Here is a 20047-nt window from a genome sequence, read left to right as displayed (position 1 = left end):
CCTCCTTTTCTTTATCTGTATTATAGAACATCCTGATTACTTTTGCGTGACTTTCAGGTGAGAGATCCGTCACTTTACGGCGGGGATTCACCGTCTGCCGTCCAACCGCACGGTTGAAGAGGGTTCATCTGTTCCCACGCCCGGCAGCAAGCTGTATGGTGCGCGGAAACAGAATCCCACATTTGAACCGGAAAAAATGGAGCGATTTTTCATCCGGAATCTGTATAATATGATATAATATTTGAAAAAGAATATGGTAAAATTGTTAAGAATGTATCAAATACAATCGGAAATCCAGATTTGACATTTTGCTAAAGGTAGAAAAAATAAGACTTGTACCAATGTAATATTATGCAATATGCACAAGTTGGAATATGCGGATTTTTGCGGATTTTCAACATCTTCCACACACTGAATAAAGGAGAAGTATTTATGCTAAAAAACGAACGCCTTAAATTTATTGTTAACAAGATTCGCGAGCAGCAGAACGTACGTGTCAAAGATTTGAAAGAATATTTCCAGGTTTCCGATGAAACCATCCGGAGGGACCTGATGGAGCTTGAAAAACAGGGGCTGCTGCGCTGTGTCCACGGCGGCGCGGTGTATGATTCCTTTACGGCCAATGAATACGAGGTGGAGGTGCGCATCAATAATAACCCGATGGAGAAAGAGGCGATCTGCAGGGAGGCGGCGGAGCTTGTCCAGGACGGCCAGTCCCTGGCGATTCTGGCCTCCACGACGACTCTGCCGCTCGGGAAGTATCTGGCGGCCAAAAACAACCTGACCGTTGTGACGAATTCCATCCAGCTTGGAAACCAGATATCTTCCAATATGAGCAACCACGTCATTCTCACCGCCGGCAATATCTGGCATAAGCAGCAGAAGACGATGGGGGATCTGACGGCGTACTGCTTCCGCAGATACCGGGTGGACAAGGCGTTTTTCAGCGTCTCCGGAGTCTCGCCGTCCGACGGCCTCACGGAGTATACGGAGGAGGAGAGTGAACTTCTGCGGGCGGCGATTGAGATGAGCCGGGAGAGGATTCTCCTGAATGATTCCACGAAATTCGGAGTCGTTGCCTTCTGCCGGTTTGCCGGAATTGAGGCCGTGCACCAGATGATCACGGACTGGCATATTACAAAAAAAGAGCTGTCTTATTATACATCCATGGGAATCAAGGTTTACTGCGCGGCAAAATGATCGGGAATATGGTGTTCCATCTCCGTGAACAGGAACCCGTCCCCGTTTGGAATTTTGTGGTTTTATTGGAATATGGCCACACAATAGAAAGAAAATAGTCTGAAATATCCCGTCTGTTAAAACATTTACATGAGTTGACAGACGGTTTTCTTTGTGCTAATTTAAGCCTGTGAACAGGACAGACAACGTGTCCTTGGAGAAAAGATACATGGAAGATATGAGGAGGGGATGAAATAATGCAGGCGGATGTTGTGATTATTGGTGCAGGCGCGACGGGTTCTGCCATCGCAAGGGAGCTGTCCCGCTATGAGTTAAATGTCATTCTGGTTGAGCGGAATGAGGATGTGGGCGGGTACGCATCGAAGTGTAACAGCGCGACACTGTGCAGCGGACACGATGCGGAGCCGGGTTCCCTGGAGGCGAGGCTTACATCGGCTTCCAACCGGGCATACGACCAGGTCTGTAACGATCTGGATGTGGAGATGAAACGGCTGGGCATGATTTATGTGGCCCATGATGAAAAAGAGCTGGAGCAGCTTAAGTTAATCAGGAAGAAAGCCATCCTGAACGGCGAGTACAATGTGGAAATGCTTTCGGGAGAAAGGGTCCATCAGATGGAGCCTTCCCTGAACCCGGATATTGTCGGAGGCCTGCTGGTGCCGAACGAGGCGATTGTGGATGTGATGGAGTTACTGTTTGCCTTTATCGAGAATGCGATGGACAACGGGGTTAAGGTGATGCTCGGCACGACCGTTTCCCGGATTAACGTGGACCCGGAAACACATGCCGTGAAATCGGTTGTCACCGATAAGGGCGAGATTGAATGCCGTTTTGCAATTAATGCCGCGGCCATCTATGCGGATAAGCTGGCACAGTCGGTCGGTTTCTGCGATTATTACAATTATCCCCGCACCGGACAGTTTTTCGTTCTTGATAAGAATTTACCATATAAACCGGAGCATATTATTGTTCCCCTCCCCACACCGGTGAGCCGCGGACGCCTTCTGACGCCTACCATACACGGAAACCTCCTGGTAGGCCCGTCGGCGGATAACAGGAGTGACCGGGAGTGCACCAAGACGGATAAAGAGACCATGGACAGCATCGTCTCGGACTGCCGGAAGATGATACCGGCCGTGAGCCCATTTGACTCCGTGACACAGTTCTGCGGCGTGCGCCCTGCGATTTACCCGAAAAAAGACTGGAGAATCCGTACGGTAGACGGTTGTAAGGGATACATAGAAGCGGTCGGAATCAACCAGGGGATCAGCGCGGCGCCTGGAGTAGCCAAATATGTGGCCGAACTGCTGGACGATGAAGGTCTTGAGTTGAGGGAGAAAGAGAATTGGATCTCCAAAAGAAAGGCAATCAAACGTTTTGCCTCGATGACCGAGGAGGAACGCGACGAGGCAATCCGGAAGAATCCCAGTTATGGAAATATTATCTGCCGCTGTGAGACGGTCACGGAGGGAGAGATTGTGGAGGCTATCCATAAAGGACCGGGAGCGAGGAGCGTGGATGCCATTAAGCGCAGGCTGCGCGCCGGGATGGGACGCTGCCAGGGCGGTTTCTGCGGCCCGCGTGTCGTGGAAATTCTTGCGCGTGAGCTTTCGGTAACCGAAGAAGAAATCTGTAAGAATGAGCCGGGTTCTGAAATGCTGGTTCGCGTAAACAGAAAGTGAGGATGACAGGATGAATGAGAGATATGTGGACGTAGCTGTCATTGGAGCGGGACCCGCGGGACTGGCGGCAGCGGCGGCAGCAAAAAAAGAAGGCGCAGAGAAAGTAGTTCTGATAGAACGCGATTTCCGTCCGGGCGGAATCCTGGAGCAGTGCATCCATACCGGATTCGGACTTAAATATTTCGGTGAAGAGCTGGCAGGACCTGAATATGCGGAGCGATTTATAAAAGTCTGTGATGAGCTCGGCATTGAGATGATGTTAAACACGATGGTGTTAAGCATCGACGGTCAAAACCATCTGATCCATGCAGCGAATAAATCGGGGGCTGTACTGGTGGAGGCGGGGGCGATTATCCTCTCCATGGGCTGCCGGGAGCGCACGAGGGCACAGATTGTAATTCCCGGTTCCCGTCCCGCAGGCGTTTATACAGCGGGAACGGCACAGCGCTTCTGCAATGTGCAGAACCATATTGTGGGCAATGAAATCGTGATTGTCGGTTCCGGTGATATCGGAATGATTATGGCCCGCAGGATGACGTTAGAGGGCGCGAAGGTGAAGGCGGTGATTGAAGTGATGCCTTACCTGGCGGGACTTACAAGAAACCGGGTGCAGTGCCTGGATGATTTCGGAATCCCGCTCTATTTAAGCCATACCATCATCGATATCGACGGAAAGCGCCGTGTAAAGAGCGTGACGGTGGCAAAGGTGGATGAAAAGAAACAGCCGGTACCCGGAACGGAGTTTAAGATTGACTGTGATACCGTACTTCTGTCCGTCGGGCTGATACCGGAGAACGAGGTGTCGAAGACGGCCGGCGTAGTGCTTGACCGCGTGACAAACGGCCCGGTAGTAGATAACACGATGATGACGAATATACCCGGAATCTTTGCCTGCGGTAATGTGGTCCACGTCAATGATCTGGTGGACAATGTGTCCACGGAGAGTGAACTGGCCGGTACTTATGCGGCCCGCTATGCGGCCGGGCAGGGCGGAGAAGGCGGGACGGAGATACCTGTCAAACCGGGCAGTCTGGTGCGGTACATGGTTCCGCAGTCCGTCAAACCGGATAAGACGGAGAAGGAAGTAAAGATGTATTTCCGTGTGCTGGCGCCGACGAAGCAGGTTACGATCGAGGCGTCCTGCGGGGATAGGGTTCTCTATAAGGCCAGAAAAGCATTTGTAAATCCGGGAGAAATTGAGCAGATCAGGATACCGGCCGAAAAACTTTCCGGTTTGACGCAGGGAGAAATTGTTGTGAACGTCACAAAAGAGGAGGTGAAGGCATGATCGAAAAAGAAGTAATCTGTGTCATCTGCCCGTCCAGCTGCCATGTCACCGTAAAAGGCGACGGGAAAACGGTCAGCGAGATAAGCGGTTACACCTGTAAGCGCGGGAAGGACTACGCGGAGGCGGAATATATCTCGCCGATGCGGACTCTGGCCACCACCGTGAAGGCGGAGGGGTACAGCTGCCCGATCATCGCGGTACGCTCCAATAGGCCGATGCCGAAGGAAAAGATATTCGATGCAATGGCCGAGATTCAGAAAGCGGTGGCAACCCCGCCGTTCTATGTGGGGAAAACGGTAATTGAAAACATTCTGGACACAGGGGTGGACATCGTACTGTCCAATCAGTAAAAACGCCCGGGATTTAAAGCGGAAAATGAGATTAAAGGTTATGGTTCACAGCGCAATGCGGTGTGAACAGTAACGAAATGAGAAGGTATGAAACACGAAAAAGAAAGGGTGTGCGCCAATATGAGACAGGCAGCGGAATTTGTGCAGAGTTTACTGCAGGAAAATTATGATTTGGGGGAAATCACAAAAGTAGAGCCGATTAAGGCGGGGGATACGAACAACAGCTTTTTTGCCATTGCAAAAAAGGACGGGGAAGAGAAAAAATGGTATGTGCGCCAGTACAACACGGCCGAGCAGGAGCGGGATATTATTTACGAACATGCATTTGAGAAATATTATTCAGCCAATGTAAACGGCGCGATGCAGACGATGACCCCGGTGGTAAACCGCACCGGTAAAACGTGGCTGGTGGCGGAGTTTGAGGGCCAGAGCAACTTCTATGCGGTATTCAACACCATCAGCGGACTGGAGCCGTATTCCTGGGAGTACAATGAGATGCCGCAGGAAGCCAGGGATTCCTGCGCGGAGATATGCGCCAGGTTCCAGTCATGGGCATACGGTTATGTGGGACCGGAGGGCAGCGGAAGAAGGGAACCGGAGTTAGAGGAGTTGTTTAAAGTATGGAAACAGGATCTTCCGGCCGCACAGGAGGAGAAGAAACAGAACCCGAAGGTATTTAAACGTTTTACGGATTATTTTGAAAAAGAGATACCGTATCTCATCGATACCATTGATTTCTGTGACAGCGAGCTTGCTAAGTGCAGGGAACAGCTTAAAAAGTGCATCTGCCATAAGGATCTGAATCCCGGCAACGTCATGTTTGACGAAAATGACAAAATCATTGCGGTGTTCGATCTGGACTGGGTTAACACGGATTACAGGCTTTATGATCTGGGATGGATGAGTTATCAGGCTCTGGCGTCCTGGGATACGGCAACCTGGGGAGATGTGGCTGTGGAGAAAATCGGCAGATTCATTTCCATCTACAACCAGACCATGAAAGAGACGGGCTGCGAGCTCGGAGAACTGAACGACGCGGAGCGGATGTTCTATCCGGTCATGATGATTATCGGGGCGGTCAAGGTTATTATGGACTTCACCTGCTATGAGAACCACGAGTCGGAAGTGCACAGAATGTTCGTCAACACATGGAGATTTGTGGAGAGCGTCCATTTTATGCGGGAGCATCTGGACGAGATCCGGGCGGCCATTGCAGATTAATGATTCACGCGTTTAACCAACAATAGGGTATGGAAATCAGGAGGAAAGAAGAATGGATATCAGGGCAATTCATGAAGTATTAACTATTGCAAAGAGACTGGATGACAAGGGACTGTGCAATGCATTTGAAGGAAATGTATCGGTAAAAAGAGACGGATACCTCTATATTACGCCGTCGGGCAAGAATAAAGCGACGCTTACGGAAGAAATGATTGCCGTATTCGACGAGGAGGGAAACCAGGTGTCCGGCATTTTTCCGGCCTCTTCGGAGCTTAAGATGCACCGCGCCGTATACGGGATGAGGGACAACATCGGAGGCGTGGTCCATGCGCATACTCCGTTTTTAACCGCCTATGCGCTCTGTGCAAAACCGTTTGAATCCTTTGCCCATGCCGAGATGCTCTGGGATCACAAAAAAGTGGAGGTAGTTCCATATGGAAGACCGGGATCCGACGATATTTATAAAGGAGCGGAAACGATTTTCCAGAAAGGGAGAGACATCTGCCTGCTGGCTAACCACGGTGTGCTGTCCGTCGGAACCACGGTATTCGATGCGATGAACAAGCTGGAATCGGTAGAGAATGCATGTAAAATCTGTACCCTGGCCAAATTGATCGGGGAACCGGCGGATCTCCCGAAAGAGGAGATTGAAACGCTGTTAAGCCTGTAACCAGGAAGGTACGGAATCGTCAGGAGAAGGAAATGAATTCAGCATTAATGTTTGGAATCTGCCTTGCGGCGGCCCTCTTTCTGCAGACATGGGGAAGTCTGGTGCAGTACAGACGGGTCACCAGGGACTATCAGGAAATCAGAAAACGCAACGCGGTTGTTTCTGTGGGCAAGAGTACATACAGGGGCATGAACAGAACGGCTGTGCTTGGCTTTAATTCCTCGGGGATTCTTAACGAGGCGTATATTTTATCCGGCATAACGGTTTTTGCAAAGCTTAAGCCGTTATCCGGCCATGACGGGGAGCATTACTCCGCCGTCAAAGACTACTATAGCAAAGACAAACGGATGGCCTGCGTCGTACAGGCTGTCCGGTATATGGAGGGGTCATATGATTGAAAAATTAGCTGCCGGGGCGGCAAGCTTCATCGGGATATTTAATGCCGGAGGCTCTTATTTTCTGGATCTGGTTGCGGGAATTATTCCCACCCTGTTGGTCCTTTTAACATTTATCAACCTTTTAATCCGCCTGGTCGGAGAGGAGCGTATCACAAACTTCCTGAGAAAATGTACGAAATACGCGATTACAAGATATACCATTTACCCGCTGCTGGCCCAGATTTTCCTGACGGATCCCATGTGCCATACCATGAACCGGTTTGTGGAGGAAAAATACAAGATTGCGCTGTATGATTGTGAGATGACGATTCTCCATCCTCTGACCGGCCTGTTTCCTCATGTATGTCCGGCTGAACTGTTTATCTTTATGGGAATTGCAAGCGGTATTACGGAGCTGGGGTTTGACAAGAATGTCCTGGCGATCTGGTATCTGGCCGTCGGCATCGTACTGTGTCTTATCAGGGGCATTGTCACGGAAAAGATGTTTGCCGTGATGCAGGGAAGGAAGAGTAAGAAGGGAGGCCAGGTCCATGAATAAATTATTGGATATCATTGCGAATATAGGCGCCGCAGTAGGAAGCGTCGTTGAGAAAATTATGGATTCTGCCAAGGACGCCGTGAAAATGGTGCTTGAGACGGTGCTCCCGTTTATGGTATTTATCAGTCTGATTGTCGGTATCGTAAATTATACGGGCGTTGGAAACTGGCTGGCCGGACTGATTGCTCCGGTTATGTCCAACCTTCCAAGCATGATGGTTATGAGCTTTGTCTGCGTTCTGCCGTTCCTGGCTCCGATTCTTGCGCCGGCCGCCGCGGTTGGCCAGGTTGCCAGTATTCTGATCGGCACACAGATCGCAGCAGGGGCAATTTCTCCGGTCTATGCGCTTCCGGCCCTGTTTGCAATCAACGCACACGTTGGCTCGGACTTTATTCCGGTCGGCCTGTCGCTTGCCGAGGCAAAGGACGAGACGGTGGAAATGGCGGTTCCTGCCTTTCTGTTCAGCCGTATGATTACCGGGCCGATTTCCGTTTTACTCGCATACTTTGTCAGTGTTTCGGTCGGAATGTTCGGATGACGGCTTTGCGCGGCATGTGCATCCTTGCGGAGCGTTGTAGATTCACAGGATGTAATTTTCTATGAAATAAAAATAGTTTGGCCGTAACTTCGGCCCTGATACAGGAGAGTGAATGATGTTTACAGTAAATAATTACACCCCAACGAGGGTAATCTTTGGCGCAGGCAGGTTAAAGGAGCTGGCAGAGGTGGAACTGCCGGGGAAAAAGGCGCTGATCTGCGTGACGGAAGACGGTCTGATGGAAAAGCTGGGAATTCAGCAGAAGGTGCTTGAACTTCTCGCAAAGAACCATACCGAGGCCGTAGTATTTGATAAGGTGACGCCCAACCCGACCAAGGACAGCGTGGAGGCCGCGACGGCCCTTGCCAAAGCGGAAGGCTGCGATTTCCTCATCGGCCTCGGCGGCGGCAGCAGCGTGGATACGGCAAAGGCAGCGGCAATTATGATGGCCAATGAGGGGGATCTCTGGGATTATGCCTACACGGGAACGGGAGGCAGGAAGGAGATTAAGGTTGCGGCTCCGGTTGTAACCATCTCGACTACGGCAGGTACCGGCACCGAGACCGATCCCTACTGCGTCATCACAAGAACCGATACGAATGAAAAGCTTGATTTCGCAGTGGATGCGATTTTCCCGGTGATTTCCGTCATTGACCCGGAACTGATGGTAACGCTGCCGAAAAACCTGACGCTGTATCAGGGGTTTGACGCGCTGTTCCATTTATCGGAATGTTTTATTACCAATAACCATGAAAACAGGCTGGTGGATATTTATTCCGAGGACGGAATCAGGGCGGTGGCAAAATGGCTTCCGGTGGTGGCGGAAGACGGCTCGAATCTGGAAGGACGCGTCAATATGTCCTATGCGGCCAATATTCTGGCCGGTTATACACAGTCTCTCATCAACTGTACCTCCCATCATATCACGGGCCAGACCATGGGCGGTTTATTCCCCAATGTTGCCCACGGTGCCAGCCTGATCCTGATAGCGGAGGAGTATTACAAACGCGTCTGCCGGTATTTCCCGGAACTGTTTGACGAGCTGGGGGAATTCATGGGAGTGAAGGCGGATCCGGAGCATCCCGGTGCAGGCTTTGTCACGGCGCTTACCGGACTGCTGCACGTAACCGGAATGGACTGCCTGACCATGAGTGAATTCGGAATCAGGAAGGAAGACTGCAAAAAGATCGCGGATATGACCGTCAATAATACCGGCATCGCCGATATGGACCGGTATCCGGAGGCTCTGACGGCGGAGGATATCGAAGGGATTCTGGAGCGATCTTATAAGTAAAAATGTCAGGCAGTAAAAAGGATATGCGGTACAAATGTTTTAATCATTTTGATAATCAAGTATTTTAAGAAAAGAAACGGAGCCTACGGAAAGAGATTTCCCGTGGACTCCGTTTTTGGCAGTATTTGCAGTATTGAAAGTAATTGCGGCACTGAGCGTTTTTTGAAGCGGAAAGAAAGGAACTATACCGGGCCTTCCATTGACACCGGGAGCGGCCGGTGATAAGATAACTCATACCAACAGAGGTGTAAAAGTGTTTTAACGGCTTACCAAAACGGCAGCCGGATGAAAGAACGAAACGGGAGGTGGCGCAGAAGTGATGAATTTCGGACGTTTTCTGGAACGGACAGAGGTGGATAAGGACCCCACCGCCGCCAATTTCCCAAGGCAGGTATGGGAGGCGAAAGAGGTGCTGCCGGAGTACCGGAGGTATCTGGAACCGTGGTTTCGGAGAGGAATCGCTCCGGAGCATGTGCTTTTTGTGCCGCGTCCCTGGTATCAGCCCGGAATCAATGAGTACATGCTGGCGTATCTGGAAGAAGAGCTGATGGTACTGGAACGCCGGGAGGATGGACGGATTGACAAGTCCGTCATTAAACGGGACGACGTGCCCTGCTTTTGCAGCACCGAGGATTTGCTGAAGGGATGTATCACCATTTACCGGCCTGTTCGGGGAGTAAACAAAAAGACGGAGCTTTATTATAACCGCGTGGCGAAAGCGCTGTTCCTTCCGTTCCTGAACTGGCTGGCCTGCCGTCCCGACGGATTTGACTGTCACAGAGCGGCGGAGGGGGATGCGATGCCGCGCCGTCTGAAGCAGGAAGAGCTGGCCCTGTATAATTACGGCAAGGATGCATACCGGTTCGGAAACTACGGCTTAAGATGGGAGTGGCGCAGTTTCCGGCCTTCCGGATTCCTGAAAAAGAAAAAGGCGGTAAAGCCGTCCTGCCTGTTATGTGAGATGGAGAAGGGAAAGGTACTGGTCCTGCTGGCGGGCAGCCGCGCCGATATCTGGTACCTGTTTAACGGAAGGGCCTTCGCATCCTTAGAGGATAATGACAGGATGTGCCGAATTCAAATCAGTGCGGGAAACGAAGTGATTGAGGACAGGACATACCGGTCCGGAGGTGAAATCGGAAGACAATAAAAAGGGATGAAATCATTCGGCTGATTTCATCCCTTTTTATTGTGAACGTCATAAGGAACGCAGAGCGCGCCTTATATCGTCTTTGCATCATGCAGAAATTAGTTGTTAACTGTAACGTTAACTGCCTGTAATCCACGAGCACCTTCAGTAACTTCGAAGGATACGGACTGGCCGTCTTCTAATGTTTTGTAACCGTCCATTGCAAGTCCGGAAAAGTGAACGAAAATATCGTTGCCCTGCTCATCGCTGATGAAGCCATATCCCTTCTGAGAGTTAAACCATTTTACTGTACCTTTATTCATGAAAGATACCTCCTGTTAAAATATTATATTTCTTTATAAAACAAAATTCACATATCCTTGTAAATCAACAAACCGATTTACAACAAATATGTGAAATCTAAGCTTTATGAAAAATACTCATTCAATATAGCACGCAAAATCGAGTTTGTCAAGATTTATAAGCGGTTCAAAATACTTTTTATTTAATTTTTTTCAGTTTTAATGAAAACAGGCCGGAAAGCCCCGCGGAAGGAGGGATTTATGCCGCTGAAGCGGTCCTCCTCAGGCGGGTAATTCCACTTGGGAGATATCACAATATTCTGATAAAGTCAACGATGTTAAATAAATGGTAACTGTTCAGAAGGCAGTATTCCGCGAGGTGTTTTCATGCATTTTTGCATAAAAATCCCGAGTTTTGTCAGCGCGAAACGGCATTTGGGGCCGTTTCTGTGCATCGCGAAGCGGTAACTATGAAGGTACTGAATAGTTACAATAAATGATAAAATTGCACAATTGTATTTTTTAGTGTACAATAGAGGAAACGCAACTGTTGATTTAAGAAAACAAAATAGGGGGAAGTGTTTATGGCAAATGAAAAGAAAAAGTTACCGCTGGCTTTCTGGATTTTCACAGGTCTTCTGTTAGGTATTTTAGCGGGTATCGGGTTGATGAAGACGCCCGAGATTGCGGTGAAATACATTAAGCCCTTTGGTACGCTGTTCCTGAATCTTGTCAAATTTATTGTCGTTCCGATTGTCCTTTTCTCCATCATGTCCGGCGTGATTTCCATGAAAGACATACGCAAAGTGGGCAGCATTGGAGTCAAGACGATCGTCTATTACATGTGCACGACGGCAGTTGCGGTAGTGATTGGCCTGGTGCTTGCCAACCTGTTCAAGGGAAGCTTTAAAGCGCTTTCCGTGACAGAGCTTGAGTATACCGCGAAAGAGGCGCCAAGCTTCATCGAAACCCTGGTCAATATTTTCCCCAGCAATATCATAGGGCCCATGTCGGAGGCAAACATGCTTCAGGTCATTGTGATTGCCCTGTTCTTTGGTTTCGGCGTCATCTCGGTGGGGGAAAAGGGAAAACCGTTTGCCGATTTTGTGGAGAGTGCCAATACCGTTTCGATGGTGATTATGGAAACGATTATCAAATTCAGCCCCATCGGCGTATTCTGCCTGATCACGCCTGTGGTGGCGGAGAACGGCCCCAACATACTGGGAAACCTGCTGGCTGTCCTTCTGGTGGCCTATGCCGGATATATTATCCATATGGTGGTGGTTTACTCCGCAACGGTGAGTATGCTCGGTAAAATGAGTCCGATCCGCTTTTTCAGCGGCATGGCGCCCGCAATGATTATGGCTTTTTCAAGCGCCTCCTCAGTAGGGACGCTGCCTCTGAATCTGGAATGTGTGGAGAAGATGGGAGGAAGGAGAGATGTGGCCAGCTTTGTGCTTCCGTTAGGCGCTACGATAAACATGGACGGAACCGCGATTTACCAGGGGGTATGCGCAATCTTTATCGCAGCCTGTTTTAAGGTGGATCTGACGCTGGGACAGCAGCTTACGATTATCCTGACCGCCACGCTGGCGTCAATCGGCACCGCGGGAGTTCCGGGCGCCGGTATGATAATGCTGGCAATGGTGCTTCAGAGCGTTAACCTCCCGATCGAGGGAATTGCCCTTGTGGCCGGTATCGACCGGATTTTTGACATGGGCAGGACAACCGTCAATATTACGGGCGACGCGGCCTGTGCCCTGATTGTATCCAGACTGGAAGAGAAGAAGGAAGCGCGCAGGGCGGGATGAAATCAATTGGAAGGATGAGAAGTCTTTTTCTCTGCCGCGGCAAAACAGACCGGCGCGGGGGCTCCGTCCAGCACGGCGTGCTCCGTCACGGTAAATCCGTGTCCTGACAGGAACTTTATGAATTCCTGTTCATCCCACTTGTGGTAAGACTGGAAACCGGTCATATTTACCAGATGCATCCCGAAGCGGGAACGCGTTTTCCCGCCGTGAATGAAGGTGGGGGCAAAGAGCAGCCCGCCCGGCTTCAGCACGCGGTGTATCTCGGAGAGAGCCCGTTCCGGGTATGGCATGATATGGAGGGCGTTGGAGATGACGGCAGCGTCGAATGTCTGGGGCGCATAGGGCAGAGAATTTGCATCCTGTACGGTAAAGTGCAGGCGGGAAGAACCCGCCTGCTTTTTTGCGCGCTCAATCATCTGCTCCGAGAAGTCGGTGGCCTCCCAAAGGCGCACGCGGCAGGAGAGCGGAAAGGAGAGCTGGCCCGTGCCGCAGGCCACCTCCAGTACGTTCATATCCTTTGTCAGGTAGGGAGCGATGCGGCTGCAGATACTCCGGTACAGCGCGGAATGGCTCCTTGCGAAAAAGGTGTAGAACCGCGACATGTTTTTCCAGTACTGTTTATTGTTGTGATGTTTCATCGGTATGCCTCCTGCCGGATAGTCTGGCAAAACGATATTCCGTATGCGCGGCGTAGCGCGCTGCGTCGGTTACCGTCGTGAATTTAAGAGTTAGTTTCTACTAACAAAAATCATAGCATAAGACGCCATGAATTACAAGGCTGCAGCGATATAAGGAAATATATGGCGCAGTTGTCAGAAGCAATCGCCCATGTTAGAATAAATGATATACCGTCCGTGTCGTTTAGGAAGAGGAGGATATCTATGCCGTTATCAGAAAAGAGCAGCACCCCGATACAAAAACCGCTTGCTTTCGTCTGGTTTGGGCACAGGACGCCTCTGCTCCGCAAGCTGCAGGGGCTGGATATGCAGTATCAGTATAATAAAATCACGAACTTAAAGCTGGCTTCGGAAAAGATTAACGGAATTGTGATTCACCCCGGCGAAGTATTCAGCTACTGGAAACTGATAGGGAAACCCACGCGTAAAAAGGGATATCTGGATGGCATGATCCTGAAAAACGGCCAGGTGGCGGCCGGGACGGGGGGAGGCCTGTGCCAGCTCTCCAATCTGATTTTCTGGATGGCGCTCCATTCCCCCCTGACCATCGTAGAGCGGCACCGCCACGGATACGACGTATTTCCCGATTCCAACAGGAAGCAGCCGTTCGGAAGCGGAGCCACCTGCTCCTATCCCCATATTGATCTGATGATAAGAAATGACACCGGGCAGGATATTCAGTTCCGGACGTGGCTGGACGGCGAATATCTGTACGGAGAGCTAAGGGCCGGTGTCCCGTCCGCGCTGCGGTATGAAATTGTGGAGAGAAACCACCTGATGAAAAGCGAATTCTGGGGCGGATACAGCCGCCATAACGAACTGTGCCGCTTTACATTTGAGGAAGATAACCTGATAGGGGAAGAATTTATTTTGAGCAATCATGCCATTATGATGTACGCCCCTTTTATCGGAGAAGGAAATGACGGTGAAGAACCGGAAAGCAGAGGAGAATTTAACAGATGAAATCATTAGTAATAGCAGAGAAACCGTCGGTGGCCCGCGACATAGCACGGGTGCTGAAATGCGGAAAAGCGCTTAACGGGGCCATCGAAGGCCAGGAATATATCGTAACATGGGGACTGGGCCATCTTGTCACGCTGGCCGATCCGGAGGACTACAGTCCCAAGTATAAGGAATGGAAGATGGAAGATCTGCCGATGCTGCCGGATACCTTTAAGCTGGAGGTCATAAAGCAGACGGCGAAACAGTACAACGCGGTGAAAACGCAGCTTTACAGGAATGATGTGGGAGACGTCATCATAGCCACGGATGCGGGGCGGGAGGGAGAACTCGTGGCCCGTCTGATCCTTAAAAAGGCCGGCAGCAGGAAACCCGTAAGGAGGCTGTGGATTTCATCGGTCACGGATAAGGCGATCCGGGAGGGATTTGCCCATCTGAAGGACGGAAGGGAATACGACAACCTCTACGATGCAGCCATGTGCCGCGCCGAGGCGGACTGGATGGTGGGAATCAACGCGACAAGGGCGCTGACCTGCAAATACAACGCCCAGTTATCCTGCGGCCGCGTACAGACTCCGACCCTTGCCATGATTGCAGCGCGCGAGGAGGAGATAAAGAAATTTGTCCCACAGCCCTATTTCGGCATCCGTGCAAAGTGCCAGGAACCTTCCCTGACCCTGATGTGGCAGGATGGGAAATCGGGAAGCGCCCGCTCCTTCGACAAAAACAGGATGGAAGGGATTCTCTCCTCCCTGCAGGGGGAAGCGGGAAGAGTGGAGGAGGTAAAGCGCACGCCGAAGAAGACATTGGCGCCGCTTCTCTACGATCTCACGGAACTTCAGCGGGATGCGAACAAACGGTTTAATTATTCGGCCAAGGAGACGTTAAACATTATGCAGCGGCTGTATGAAAACCATAAGGTCCTGACGTATCCGAGAACGGATTCCAGATATTTGAGCGCCGACATTGTGCCGACCCTGAAAGAACGGTTAAAGGCCTGCGGCACCGGGCCTTATAAGACGCTGGCCGGCCGCCTTCAGGGGCGCGCCCTGCCGGAGAAGCTGTTTTTCGTGGATAACGGCAAGGTATCGGATCACCACGCCATTATCCCGACCGAGCAATACGTGCAGCTGGATCATATGACCGTGGATGAACGGCGTATCTATGATCTGGTAGTCCGCCGTTTCCTGGCCGTTCTGTATCCCCCTTTTGAATATGAACAGACTTCCCTGACCGTAAAGGCGGGCGGGGAGCGGTTTGCGGCCAGGGGAGAGATTGTGAAGACACCGGGCTGGCATGAGGTCTATGAGAATGAGAAGCAGGAAGAAGATCCGGATGAGGACGGGCAGGAGATCAAATCCCAGAAACTGCCGGATATCAGGAAGGGCGATGTACTGAGCGGCCTTACATTCCAACTGACGGAAGGAAAGACGAAAGCTCCTGCACCGTTCAATGAGGCCACCCTGCTCTCGGCCATGGAAAATCCGGCGGCCTATATGGAATCAAAGGACCGTGAGATGGTGAAGACACTGGGCGAGACGGGCGGACTGGGGACGGTCGCGACACGGGCCGATATCATAGAAAAACTCTTTTCAAGCTTTCTTCTGGAAAAACGCGGGAAAGATATTTATCTCACCTCCAAGGCCAGGCAGCTTCTGAATCTGGTTCCGGAGGATTTAAAGAAACCGGAACTGACGGCCGAATGGGAGATGAAGCTTTCAAAGATGGCGAAGGGCAGTTTAAAGCGCGATGCGTTTATGAGGGAAATCCGGGAGTATTCGGGTGAGTTGATTGCACAGATTAAGGCCGGGGAGGGAAATTTCCGCCACGACAACCTGACGAATACAAAGTGCCCCGTATGCGGAAAAAGGATGCTCTCGGTAAAAGGAAAGAACAGTGAAATGTTAGTCTGCCAGGACCGTGAGTGCGGCCACAGGGAGACCGTTTCCCGGACCTCCAATGCCCGCTGCCCGGTCTGCCATAAGAAACTGGAACTGCGCGGAAAAGGGGAGGGGCAGATTTTTGTCTGCCGCTGCGGATATAAAGAGAAATTGTCCGCCTTCCAGGAACGCAGGAAAAAAGAGGGAGCCGGAGTATCGAAAAAAGACGTGGCAAGATACCTGAACCAGCAGAAAAAAGAGGCGGCCGCTCCGCTCAACAATGCGTTTGCGGAGGCTTTTAAGGGACTTAAGCTGGACGATTGATGATAAGCGGCGGGAACATAAAATTACGACGGATACAGGGGGAGAGATGGAGAAAAACAAGATCCTCATTATAGAAGATGAGGCCGCAATCAGGGAACTGCTCTGCATGAACCTGGAAGCGGTCGGGTATGAGACGGAGACGGCCTGCGACGGCACGGAGGCGGAGCGGAAAATCCGGGAAGATCGGGGAGAATACGACCTGGCGCTGGTGGATGTGATGCTGCCAGGACCGGACGGCTTTGATCTGATGGAAGGGCTGAACGGAAAGGAGATTCCCTGCATTTTCCTGACGGCAAAAGCAGACGTGGCGTCGAAGGTCAAGGGGCTGCGTCTGGGTGCGGAGGACTATATCGTCAAACCGTTTGAAATGATGGAATTATTCGCCAGGGTGGAGAATGTCCTGAAGCGGAGGAGAAAATTGAAAAGCACGGTAGAGCTTGACGGCTGCCGGATCGATCTGACGGGACACAAGGTTTATGAAGACGGGGAGGAAATCCAGTTAAAGCCGATGGAATATGATCTGTTCCTGTTTCTCTGCCGCAACCGGAATGTCGCCTTTACAAGAAACCAGCTGCTCGATAAGATATGGGGCGGCGGCTATGGGGGAGAGACAAGGACCGTGGACGTCCATGTCGCCAGTTTAAGAAAGAAACTGAAGGCGGCGTCGAGAATACAGACCATACCGAAGCTGGGATACCGCCTGGAGGTTTAACTGCCATATGAAACTAACGAAAAAACTGATTGTGATTCTTTCCGCCAGTCTGGCGGCGGCTTTTCTGGCCGTCAGCCTTCTGGCGTTCTGGCAGATGCGCTCCCAGAGCATTTCCGTGGCCGTGGACAACTACGACAGGCAGATGGACTCCATTTCCTATGCCTTTTCGGAAATAGGGACCAGGGAGGATTTTGAGGCCATGGGCGACATTGCCGCGGAGGCATATCTGAAATACCAGTTCAGGAAATGTTATAAGAACGGGTATGCCCTTTTAAAGGGGGAGGAGTGTATTGTAAATCTGACCGATTTTGAGATTCTGGATCCGGGAGCCCTGGAAGGGCCATACAAAATCCAGCGCCTGGGGAAAAAGGCGGTGCTCCTGATGAAGCGTGAGATCAGCCAGTTTCCGGGCTATGATGTGCTGATGGCACAGAATATCACCCCCTATTATCAGGAGATAGAACGCCGGGGAATCATTCTGGCGCTGTTGTGCGCAGGAGTCTGGGCGCTGACGGCCGCCGCGGCTCTTTTCATGACCCATAAGGCGCTGAAACCGCTTAAAGAGCTGACGAGAGCCGCCGTCAAGATTGGCAACGGCAGCCTTGGCGAGCGGGTGCCGGTGAACAGCCGGGATGAAATCGGAGAATTTGCCGGGGCATTTAACCAGATGACGGAAAAGGTGGAGAAGCAGGTTGAAGATCTGGAGCTGCTTCTGGGGGCGCTGGCCCATGAGATTAAGACGCCGATGACGGCGGTGATAGGGTACTCGGAGAGCCTGCTGCACGTCAAACTGTCCGAGGAGCAAAAGAAACGCTCCCTGGAACAGATCCATGACGCAGGCCTGCGCCTGGAACGCCTTTCCTCCAAGATGCTGAGCCTTCTGGGCAGATATGAAAATGAGGAAGTGCGTTTTGAAACGCTGCGGGTATGGGAGCTGATTGACGCTGCGGTAAAGGAGACGGAACCGCTCTGGAGCGCCAAAAAGGTTGTAATAGAGAAAAAACCTGTGATAGAGAAAAAGCTTATGATAGAGAAGAGGAAGGCGCAGGAGACGGAACTATGGATTCAGGCGGACAGGGAACTGTTTTTGTCCCTTCTCTTTAACCTCATCCACAATGCGGTGAAGGCATCAAAGCCGGGAGGAAAAATCAGAATTGAAGCCGGAGAAGACCGAATTGTCATCACGGATGAGGGCTGCGGGATTCCGGCCCGGGATCTGCCCCATGTGACGGAAGCGTTTTATATGGCGGATAAGTCCAGAAGCCGGAATGAGGGTGGATCCGGGCTGGGGCTGGCTCTCTGTGAAAAGATTGCCTCACTGCACGGCGTGAGGATAGAAATTAAGAGCCGGCACAAGGCGGACGGATTTTTGGAGGAAGAATGCGGAACGCAGGTCATCCTCCACTGCAATTTACGGTCCGGCGGTAAGCCGCAGAGCTGAGGAACGCATTTACAAAACGTTTACATTTTGATGAGGACTTTGCCTGCATAAAAAGGTAGAATCTCTATATCAAACGGTAGTGAGACGTCCGACGGACGTTTGATTCACTGTTTACAGGTGATGATTTACCGTTACAAGTGATAAGGAGAGAAGATAAAGTGAAAAGAAAAAAAATATCCTGTCTGCTCCTGTTAACGGCTGCCGCCTGCGCTCTGGCCACCGGCTGCGGCACGGGAGGGGATAAGCAGGTAATCGGAGAAAAAACGGAGTCCTCCGCCGTGGAGCAGAGCGCGGATGGCGAGAGCGGAGGGGCAAAAGACGGGACCGCCGGAAATCATGAACTTAGCGTGCCGGAACAGGTGCAGGCGCCGGAACATTATAAGACGGAAGTAAAAGAAAAGGGTATGATACTCTCGGCCGACGCCCCGGTTACGGTTCCGGATCTCAAACAAGCTGTGATCAAAAGCGCAAAATCCGTCAATTATACAAAAGAGGAGTATGAGCAGGTAAAAAAGACGCTGGCAAAAACGCTGGGAGTTACCTGGGAGGAGGAGACGGTCAACACGCTGTACTTTTACGAAGGTGAAGAGGAGACCTCAGTCGGCATAGAGAACAGTGCGGCGGCTGACGGCAATGTGTCTGCTGCCGCATCGGACGAAACGCCTCTGAAAAACGGAGACGTATATGGAGAAAGTACAAATACCTGGGGAGAGAATGAAGCGGGAGCGGTTTACCAGCTCACCTACCGGACGGGAACAGAAGACTTTCGCCCGCCCATTTCCCTGATCTGGCTGACCGAGATATATAATGACGGCCGCCATATGGAAAAGCCGTCGGCTGTCTATGAGAATGACGATGCGGCAGCCGTTTCACGGGCGGGAAAGGCCAGGGAGTTTGAAAAAAGGGCGGAAGAGCTGCTCAAACAATTCGGCATAAAGGGATATAAGATTTACGACACGAGATGGAGGGAAGCGTTTTACACAATAGACGGCGAGAGCGTATCGGATTTTAAATACCGTATCACATTCACCCCTTCCATTGACGGTGTCGGAGTAACCTGCCCAAGTCTCAACCTGCCTGCCAATTCAAGCCTGGAGGGACCCTATATCGATGTGATATACAGTGAAGACGGAACCCTGACTCATCTCAAACTGATTGATAAAGAAGAACTGGAGGTCAGTGCAAATGACGGAACCTTCCTGCTTCCCTTCAAGGCAATCCATGAGTTATTCGAACAGTACTGCAAAGATTCCTATGGCAGGAACAGCGAGAGCGGGCTGCAGTCCTACCAGAAAGACGAAAAGGCGCCTGCCGGATGGACGGAGCCTGTGACCATGGTGAATGTCAGTAAAGTAAAGATGGAATATGCCTTTATTGGCCGTGAAAACAGCAAAAAGGTGACGGAGCAGGAACTGATTCCTGTATGGAATTTTTACGGAAATGTCTCACGCGGCCGGGAAACGTCGGAGGAGGCGGAGCTGATAGAGAGCGTCAGCGGAGAGATGGCGCAGCAGGATGGAATTATTCTCTCGATCCGGGCGGATGATGGGCGGATTCTCTGGGAGTGAGGTGAAAGAATGGGAAACGTGCCGGAGAGGCCGTGGCGGAATGGTGAGGCGAGGAGGTGAGTCTTCA

General features: G+C 51.2%; 19 protein-coding genes. 17 read left to right on the top strand and 2 right to left on the bottom strand.

Annotation, left to right across the window (positions count from 1 at the left end):
• Window positions 1-432 precede the first annotated feature (432 nt).
• From V3C10_15620 to V3C10_15570, 11 genes are all read left to right on the top strand, one after another.
• Window positions 433-1200 (top strand): DeoR/GlpR family DNA-binding transcription regulator, encoded by a 768-nt coding sequence (locus tag V3C10_15620; protein ID WVP60733.1) that lies wholly within the window; start codon window positions 433-435, stop codon window positions 1198-1200.
• Between the two features lie 236 nt (window positions 1201-1436).
• Window positions 1437-2882, top strand: coding sequence for an NAD(P)/FAD-dependent oxidoreductase (locus V3C10_15615; GenBank protein WVP60732.1), 1446 nt, complete (start codon window positions 1437-1439; stop codon window positions 2880-2882).
• Between the two features lie 10 nt (window positions 2883-2892).
• Window positions 2893-4170: an FAD-dependent oxidoreductase gene (locus tag V3C10_15610; GenBank protein ID WVP60731.1), complete on the top strand. Its 1278-nt coding sequence runs from the start codon at window positions 2893-2895 to the stop codon at window positions 4168-4170.
• A complete protein-coding gene (locus V3C10_15605) occupies window positions 4167-4520 on the top strand; it encodes a DUF1667 domain-containing protein (protein ID WVP60730.1) in 354 nt (117 codons plus the stop codon). Before V3C10_15610 ends, V3C10_15605 begins: the two co-directional genes overlap by 4 nt.
• A gap of 87 nt (window positions 4521-4607) precedes the next feature.
• Complete coding sequence (locus V3C10_15600; protein WVP60729.1) at window positions 4608-5741, top strand: aminoglycoside phosphotransferase family protein; 1134 nt, start codon at window positions 4608-4610, stop codon at window positions 5739-5741.
• 52 nt (window positions 5742-5793) lie between these two features.
• Window positions 5794-6411, top strand: a complete 618-nt coding sequence (locus V3C10_15595; GenBank protein WVP60728.1) for a class II aldolase/adducin family protein — start codon at window positions 5794-5796, stop codon at window positions 6409-6411.
• Between the two features lie 32 nt (window positions 6412-6443).
• Window positions 6444-6809, top strand: coding sequence for a transcriptional regulator GutM (locus V3C10_15590; GenBank protein WVP60727.1), 366 nt, complete (start codon window positions 6444-6446; stop codon window positions 6807-6809).
• On the top strand, window positions 6802-7347 hold the full coding sequence (locus V3C10_15585) for a PTS glucitol/sorbitol transporter subunit IIC (protein WVP60726.1): 546 nt from the start codon (window positions 6802-6804) through the stop codon (window positions 7345-7347). Before V3C10_15590 ends, V3C10_15585 begins: the two co-directional genes overlap by 8 nt.
• The gene (locus tag V3C10_15580; protein WVP60725.1) at window positions 7340-7885 is read left to right on the top strand and encodes a hypothetical protein; all 546 of its coding nucleotides are present in this window, start codon (window positions 7340-7342) and stop codon (window positions 7883-7885) included. Before V3C10_15585 ends, V3C10_15580 begins: the two co-directional genes overlap by 8 nt.
• A 112-nt stretch (window positions 7886-7997) precedes the next feature.
• Window positions 7998-9179: an iron-containing alcohol dehydrogenase gene (locus V3C10_15575; protein WVP60724.1), complete on the top strand. Its 1182-nt coding sequence runs from the start codon at window positions 7998-8000 to the stop codon at window positions 9177-9179.
• 316 nt (window positions 9180-9495) lie between these two features.
• Entirely contained in the window at window positions 9496-10326 is an 831-nt protein-coding gene (locus V3C10_15570; protein WVP60723.1) for a hypothetical protein, read from the top strand.
• A 98-nt stretch (window positions 10327-10424) separates the two neighbouring features.
• On the opposite strand, the gene V3C10_15565 is transcribed toward V3C10_15570, so the two are convergent.
• Window positions 10425-10628, bottom strand: a complete 204-nt coding sequence (locus V3C10_15565; protein ID WVP60722.1) for a cold-shock protein — start codon at window positions 10626-10628, stop codon at window positions 10425-10427.
• Window positions 10629-11191: 563 nt separating this feature from the next.
• Here V3C10_15565 and V3C10_15560 point away from each other — a divergent pair.
• On the top strand, window positions 11192-12418 hold the full coding sequence (locus tag V3C10_15560; GenBank protein WVP60721.1) for a dicarboxylate/amino acid:cation symporter: 1227 nt from the start codon (window positions 11192-11194) through the stop codon (window positions 12416-12418).
• Between the two features lie 2 nt (window positions 12419-12420).
• Here the strand turns inward: V3C10_15560 and V3C10_15555 are convergent, their stop codons facing one another.
• Entirely contained in the window at window positions 12421-13056 is a 636-nt protein-coding gene (locus tag V3C10_15555; protein ID WVP60720.1) for a class I SAM-dependent methyltransferase, read from the bottom strand.
• A gap of 243 nt (window positions 13057-13299) precedes the next feature.
• Between V3C10_15555 and V3C10_15550 the strand changes: the two genes are divergently transcribed.
• From V3C10_15550 to V3C10_15530, 5 genes are all read left to right on the top strand, one after another.
• Window positions 13300-14058, top strand: a complete 759-nt coding sequence (locus V3C10_15550; GenBank protein ID WVP60719.1) for a VanW family protein — start codon at window positions 13300-13302, stop codon at window positions 14056-14058.
• Window positions 14055-16259: a DNA topoisomerase III gene (locus tag V3C10_15545; GenBank protein ID WVP60718.1), complete on the top strand. Its 2205-nt coding sequence runs from the start codon at window positions 14055-14057 to the stop codon at window positions 16257-16259. The genes V3C10_15550 and V3C10_15545 overlap by 4 nt, the downstream gene beginning before the upstream one ends.
• 46 nt (window positions 16260-16305) lie before the next feature.
• Window positions 16306-16971 (top strand): response regulator transcription factor, encoded by a 666-nt coding sequence (locus V3C10_15540; GenBank protein ID WVP60717.1) that lies wholly within the window; start codon window positions 16306-16308, stop codon window positions 16969-16971.
• 7 nt (window positions 16972-16978) lie between these two features.
• Window positions 16979-18412: a HAMP domain-containing sensor histidine kinase gene (locus V3C10_15535; protein ID WVP60716.1), complete on the top strand. Its 1434-nt coding sequence runs from the start codon at window positions 16979-16981 to the stop codon at window positions 18410-18412.
• Window positions 18413-18570: 158 nt separating this feature from the next.
• Entirely contained in the window at window positions 18571-19980 is a 1410-nt protein-coding gene (locus V3C10_15530) for a DUF6034 family protein (GenBank protein ID WVP60715.1), read from the top strand.
• Window positions 19981-20047: the final 67 nt, after the last annotated feature.

It is taken from the genome of [Clostridium] symbiosum, from assembly GCA_036419695.1.
Taxonomy (GTDB): Bacteria; Bacillota; Clostridia; order Lachnospirales; family Lachnospiraceae; genus Otoolea; species Otoolea symbiosa_A.
This window is presented reverse-complemented; position numbering and strand designations above follow the sequence as displayed.

Excerpts from the sequence above, each read along its gene's own strand:
- V3C10_15590 (WVP60727.1), top strand. The coding sequence starts at position 6,444 with ATGAATTCAGCATTAATGTTTGGAATCTGCCTTGCGGCGGCCCTCTTT.
- V3C10_15565 (WVP60722.1), bottom strand. The coding sequence starts at position 10,628 with ATGAATAAAGGTACAGTAAAATGGTTTAACTCTCAGAAGGGATATGGC.
- V3C10_15595 (WVP60728.1), top strand. The coding sequence starts at position 5,794 with ATGGATATCAGGGCAATTCATGAAGTATTAACTATTGCAAAGAGACTG.
- V3C10_15610 (WVP60731.1), top strand. The coding sequence starts at position 2,893 with ATGAATGAGAGATATGTGGACGTAGCTGTCATTGGAGCGGGACCCGCG.
- V3C10_15600 (WVP60729.1), top strand. The coding sequence starts at position 4,608 with ATGAAACACGAAAAAGAAAGGGTGTGCGCCAATATGAGACAGGCAGCG.
- V3C10_15575 (WVP60724.1), top strand. The coding sequence starts at position 7,998 with ATGATGTTTACAGTAAATAATTACACCCCAACGAGGGTAATCTTTGGC.
- V3C10_15545 (WVP60718.1), top strand. The coding sequence starts at position 14,055 with ATGAAATCATTAGTAATAGCAGAGAAACCGTCGGTGGCCCGCGACATA.
- V3C10_15560 (WVP60721.1), top strand. The coding sequence starts at position 11,192 with ATGGCAAATGAAAAGAAAAAGTTACCGCTGGCTTTCTGGATTTTCACA.
- V3C10_15580 (WVP60725.1), top strand. The coding sequence starts at position 7,340 with ATGAATAAATTATTGGATATCATTGCGAATATAGGCGCCGCAGTAGGA.
- V3C10_15585 (WVP60726.1), top strand. The coding sequence starts at position 6,802 with ATGATTGAAAAATTAGCTGCCGGGGCGGCAAGCTTCATCGGGATATTT.
- V3C10_15535 (WVP60716.1), top strand. The coding sequence starts at position 16,979 with ATGAAACTAACGAAAAAACTGATTGTGATTCTTTCCGCCAGTCTGGCG.
- V3C10_15605 (WVP60730.1), top strand. The coding sequence starts at position 4,167 with ATGATCGAAAAAGAAGTAATCTGTGTCATCTGCCCGTCCAGCTGCCAT.
- V3C10_15615 (WVP60732.1), top strand. The coding sequence starts at position 1,437 with ATGCAGGCGGATGTTGTGATTATTGGTGCAGGCGCGACGGGTTCTGCC.
- V3C10_15550 (WVP60719.1), top strand. The coding sequence starts at position 13,300 with ATGCCGTTATCAGAAAAGAGCAGCACCCCGATACAAAAACCGCTTGCT.
- V3C10_15555 (WVP60720.1), bottom strand. The coding sequence starts at position 13,056 with ATGAAACATCACAACAATAAACAGTACTGGAAAAACATGTCGCGGTTC.
- V3C10_15540 (WVP60717.1), top strand. The coding sequence starts at position 16,306 with ATGGAGAAAAACAAGATCCTCATTATAGAAGATGAGGCCGCAATCAGG.
- V3C10_15620 (WVP60733.1), top strand. The coding sequence starts at position 433 with ATGCTAAAAAACGAACGCCTTAAATTTATTGTTAACAAGATTCGCGAG.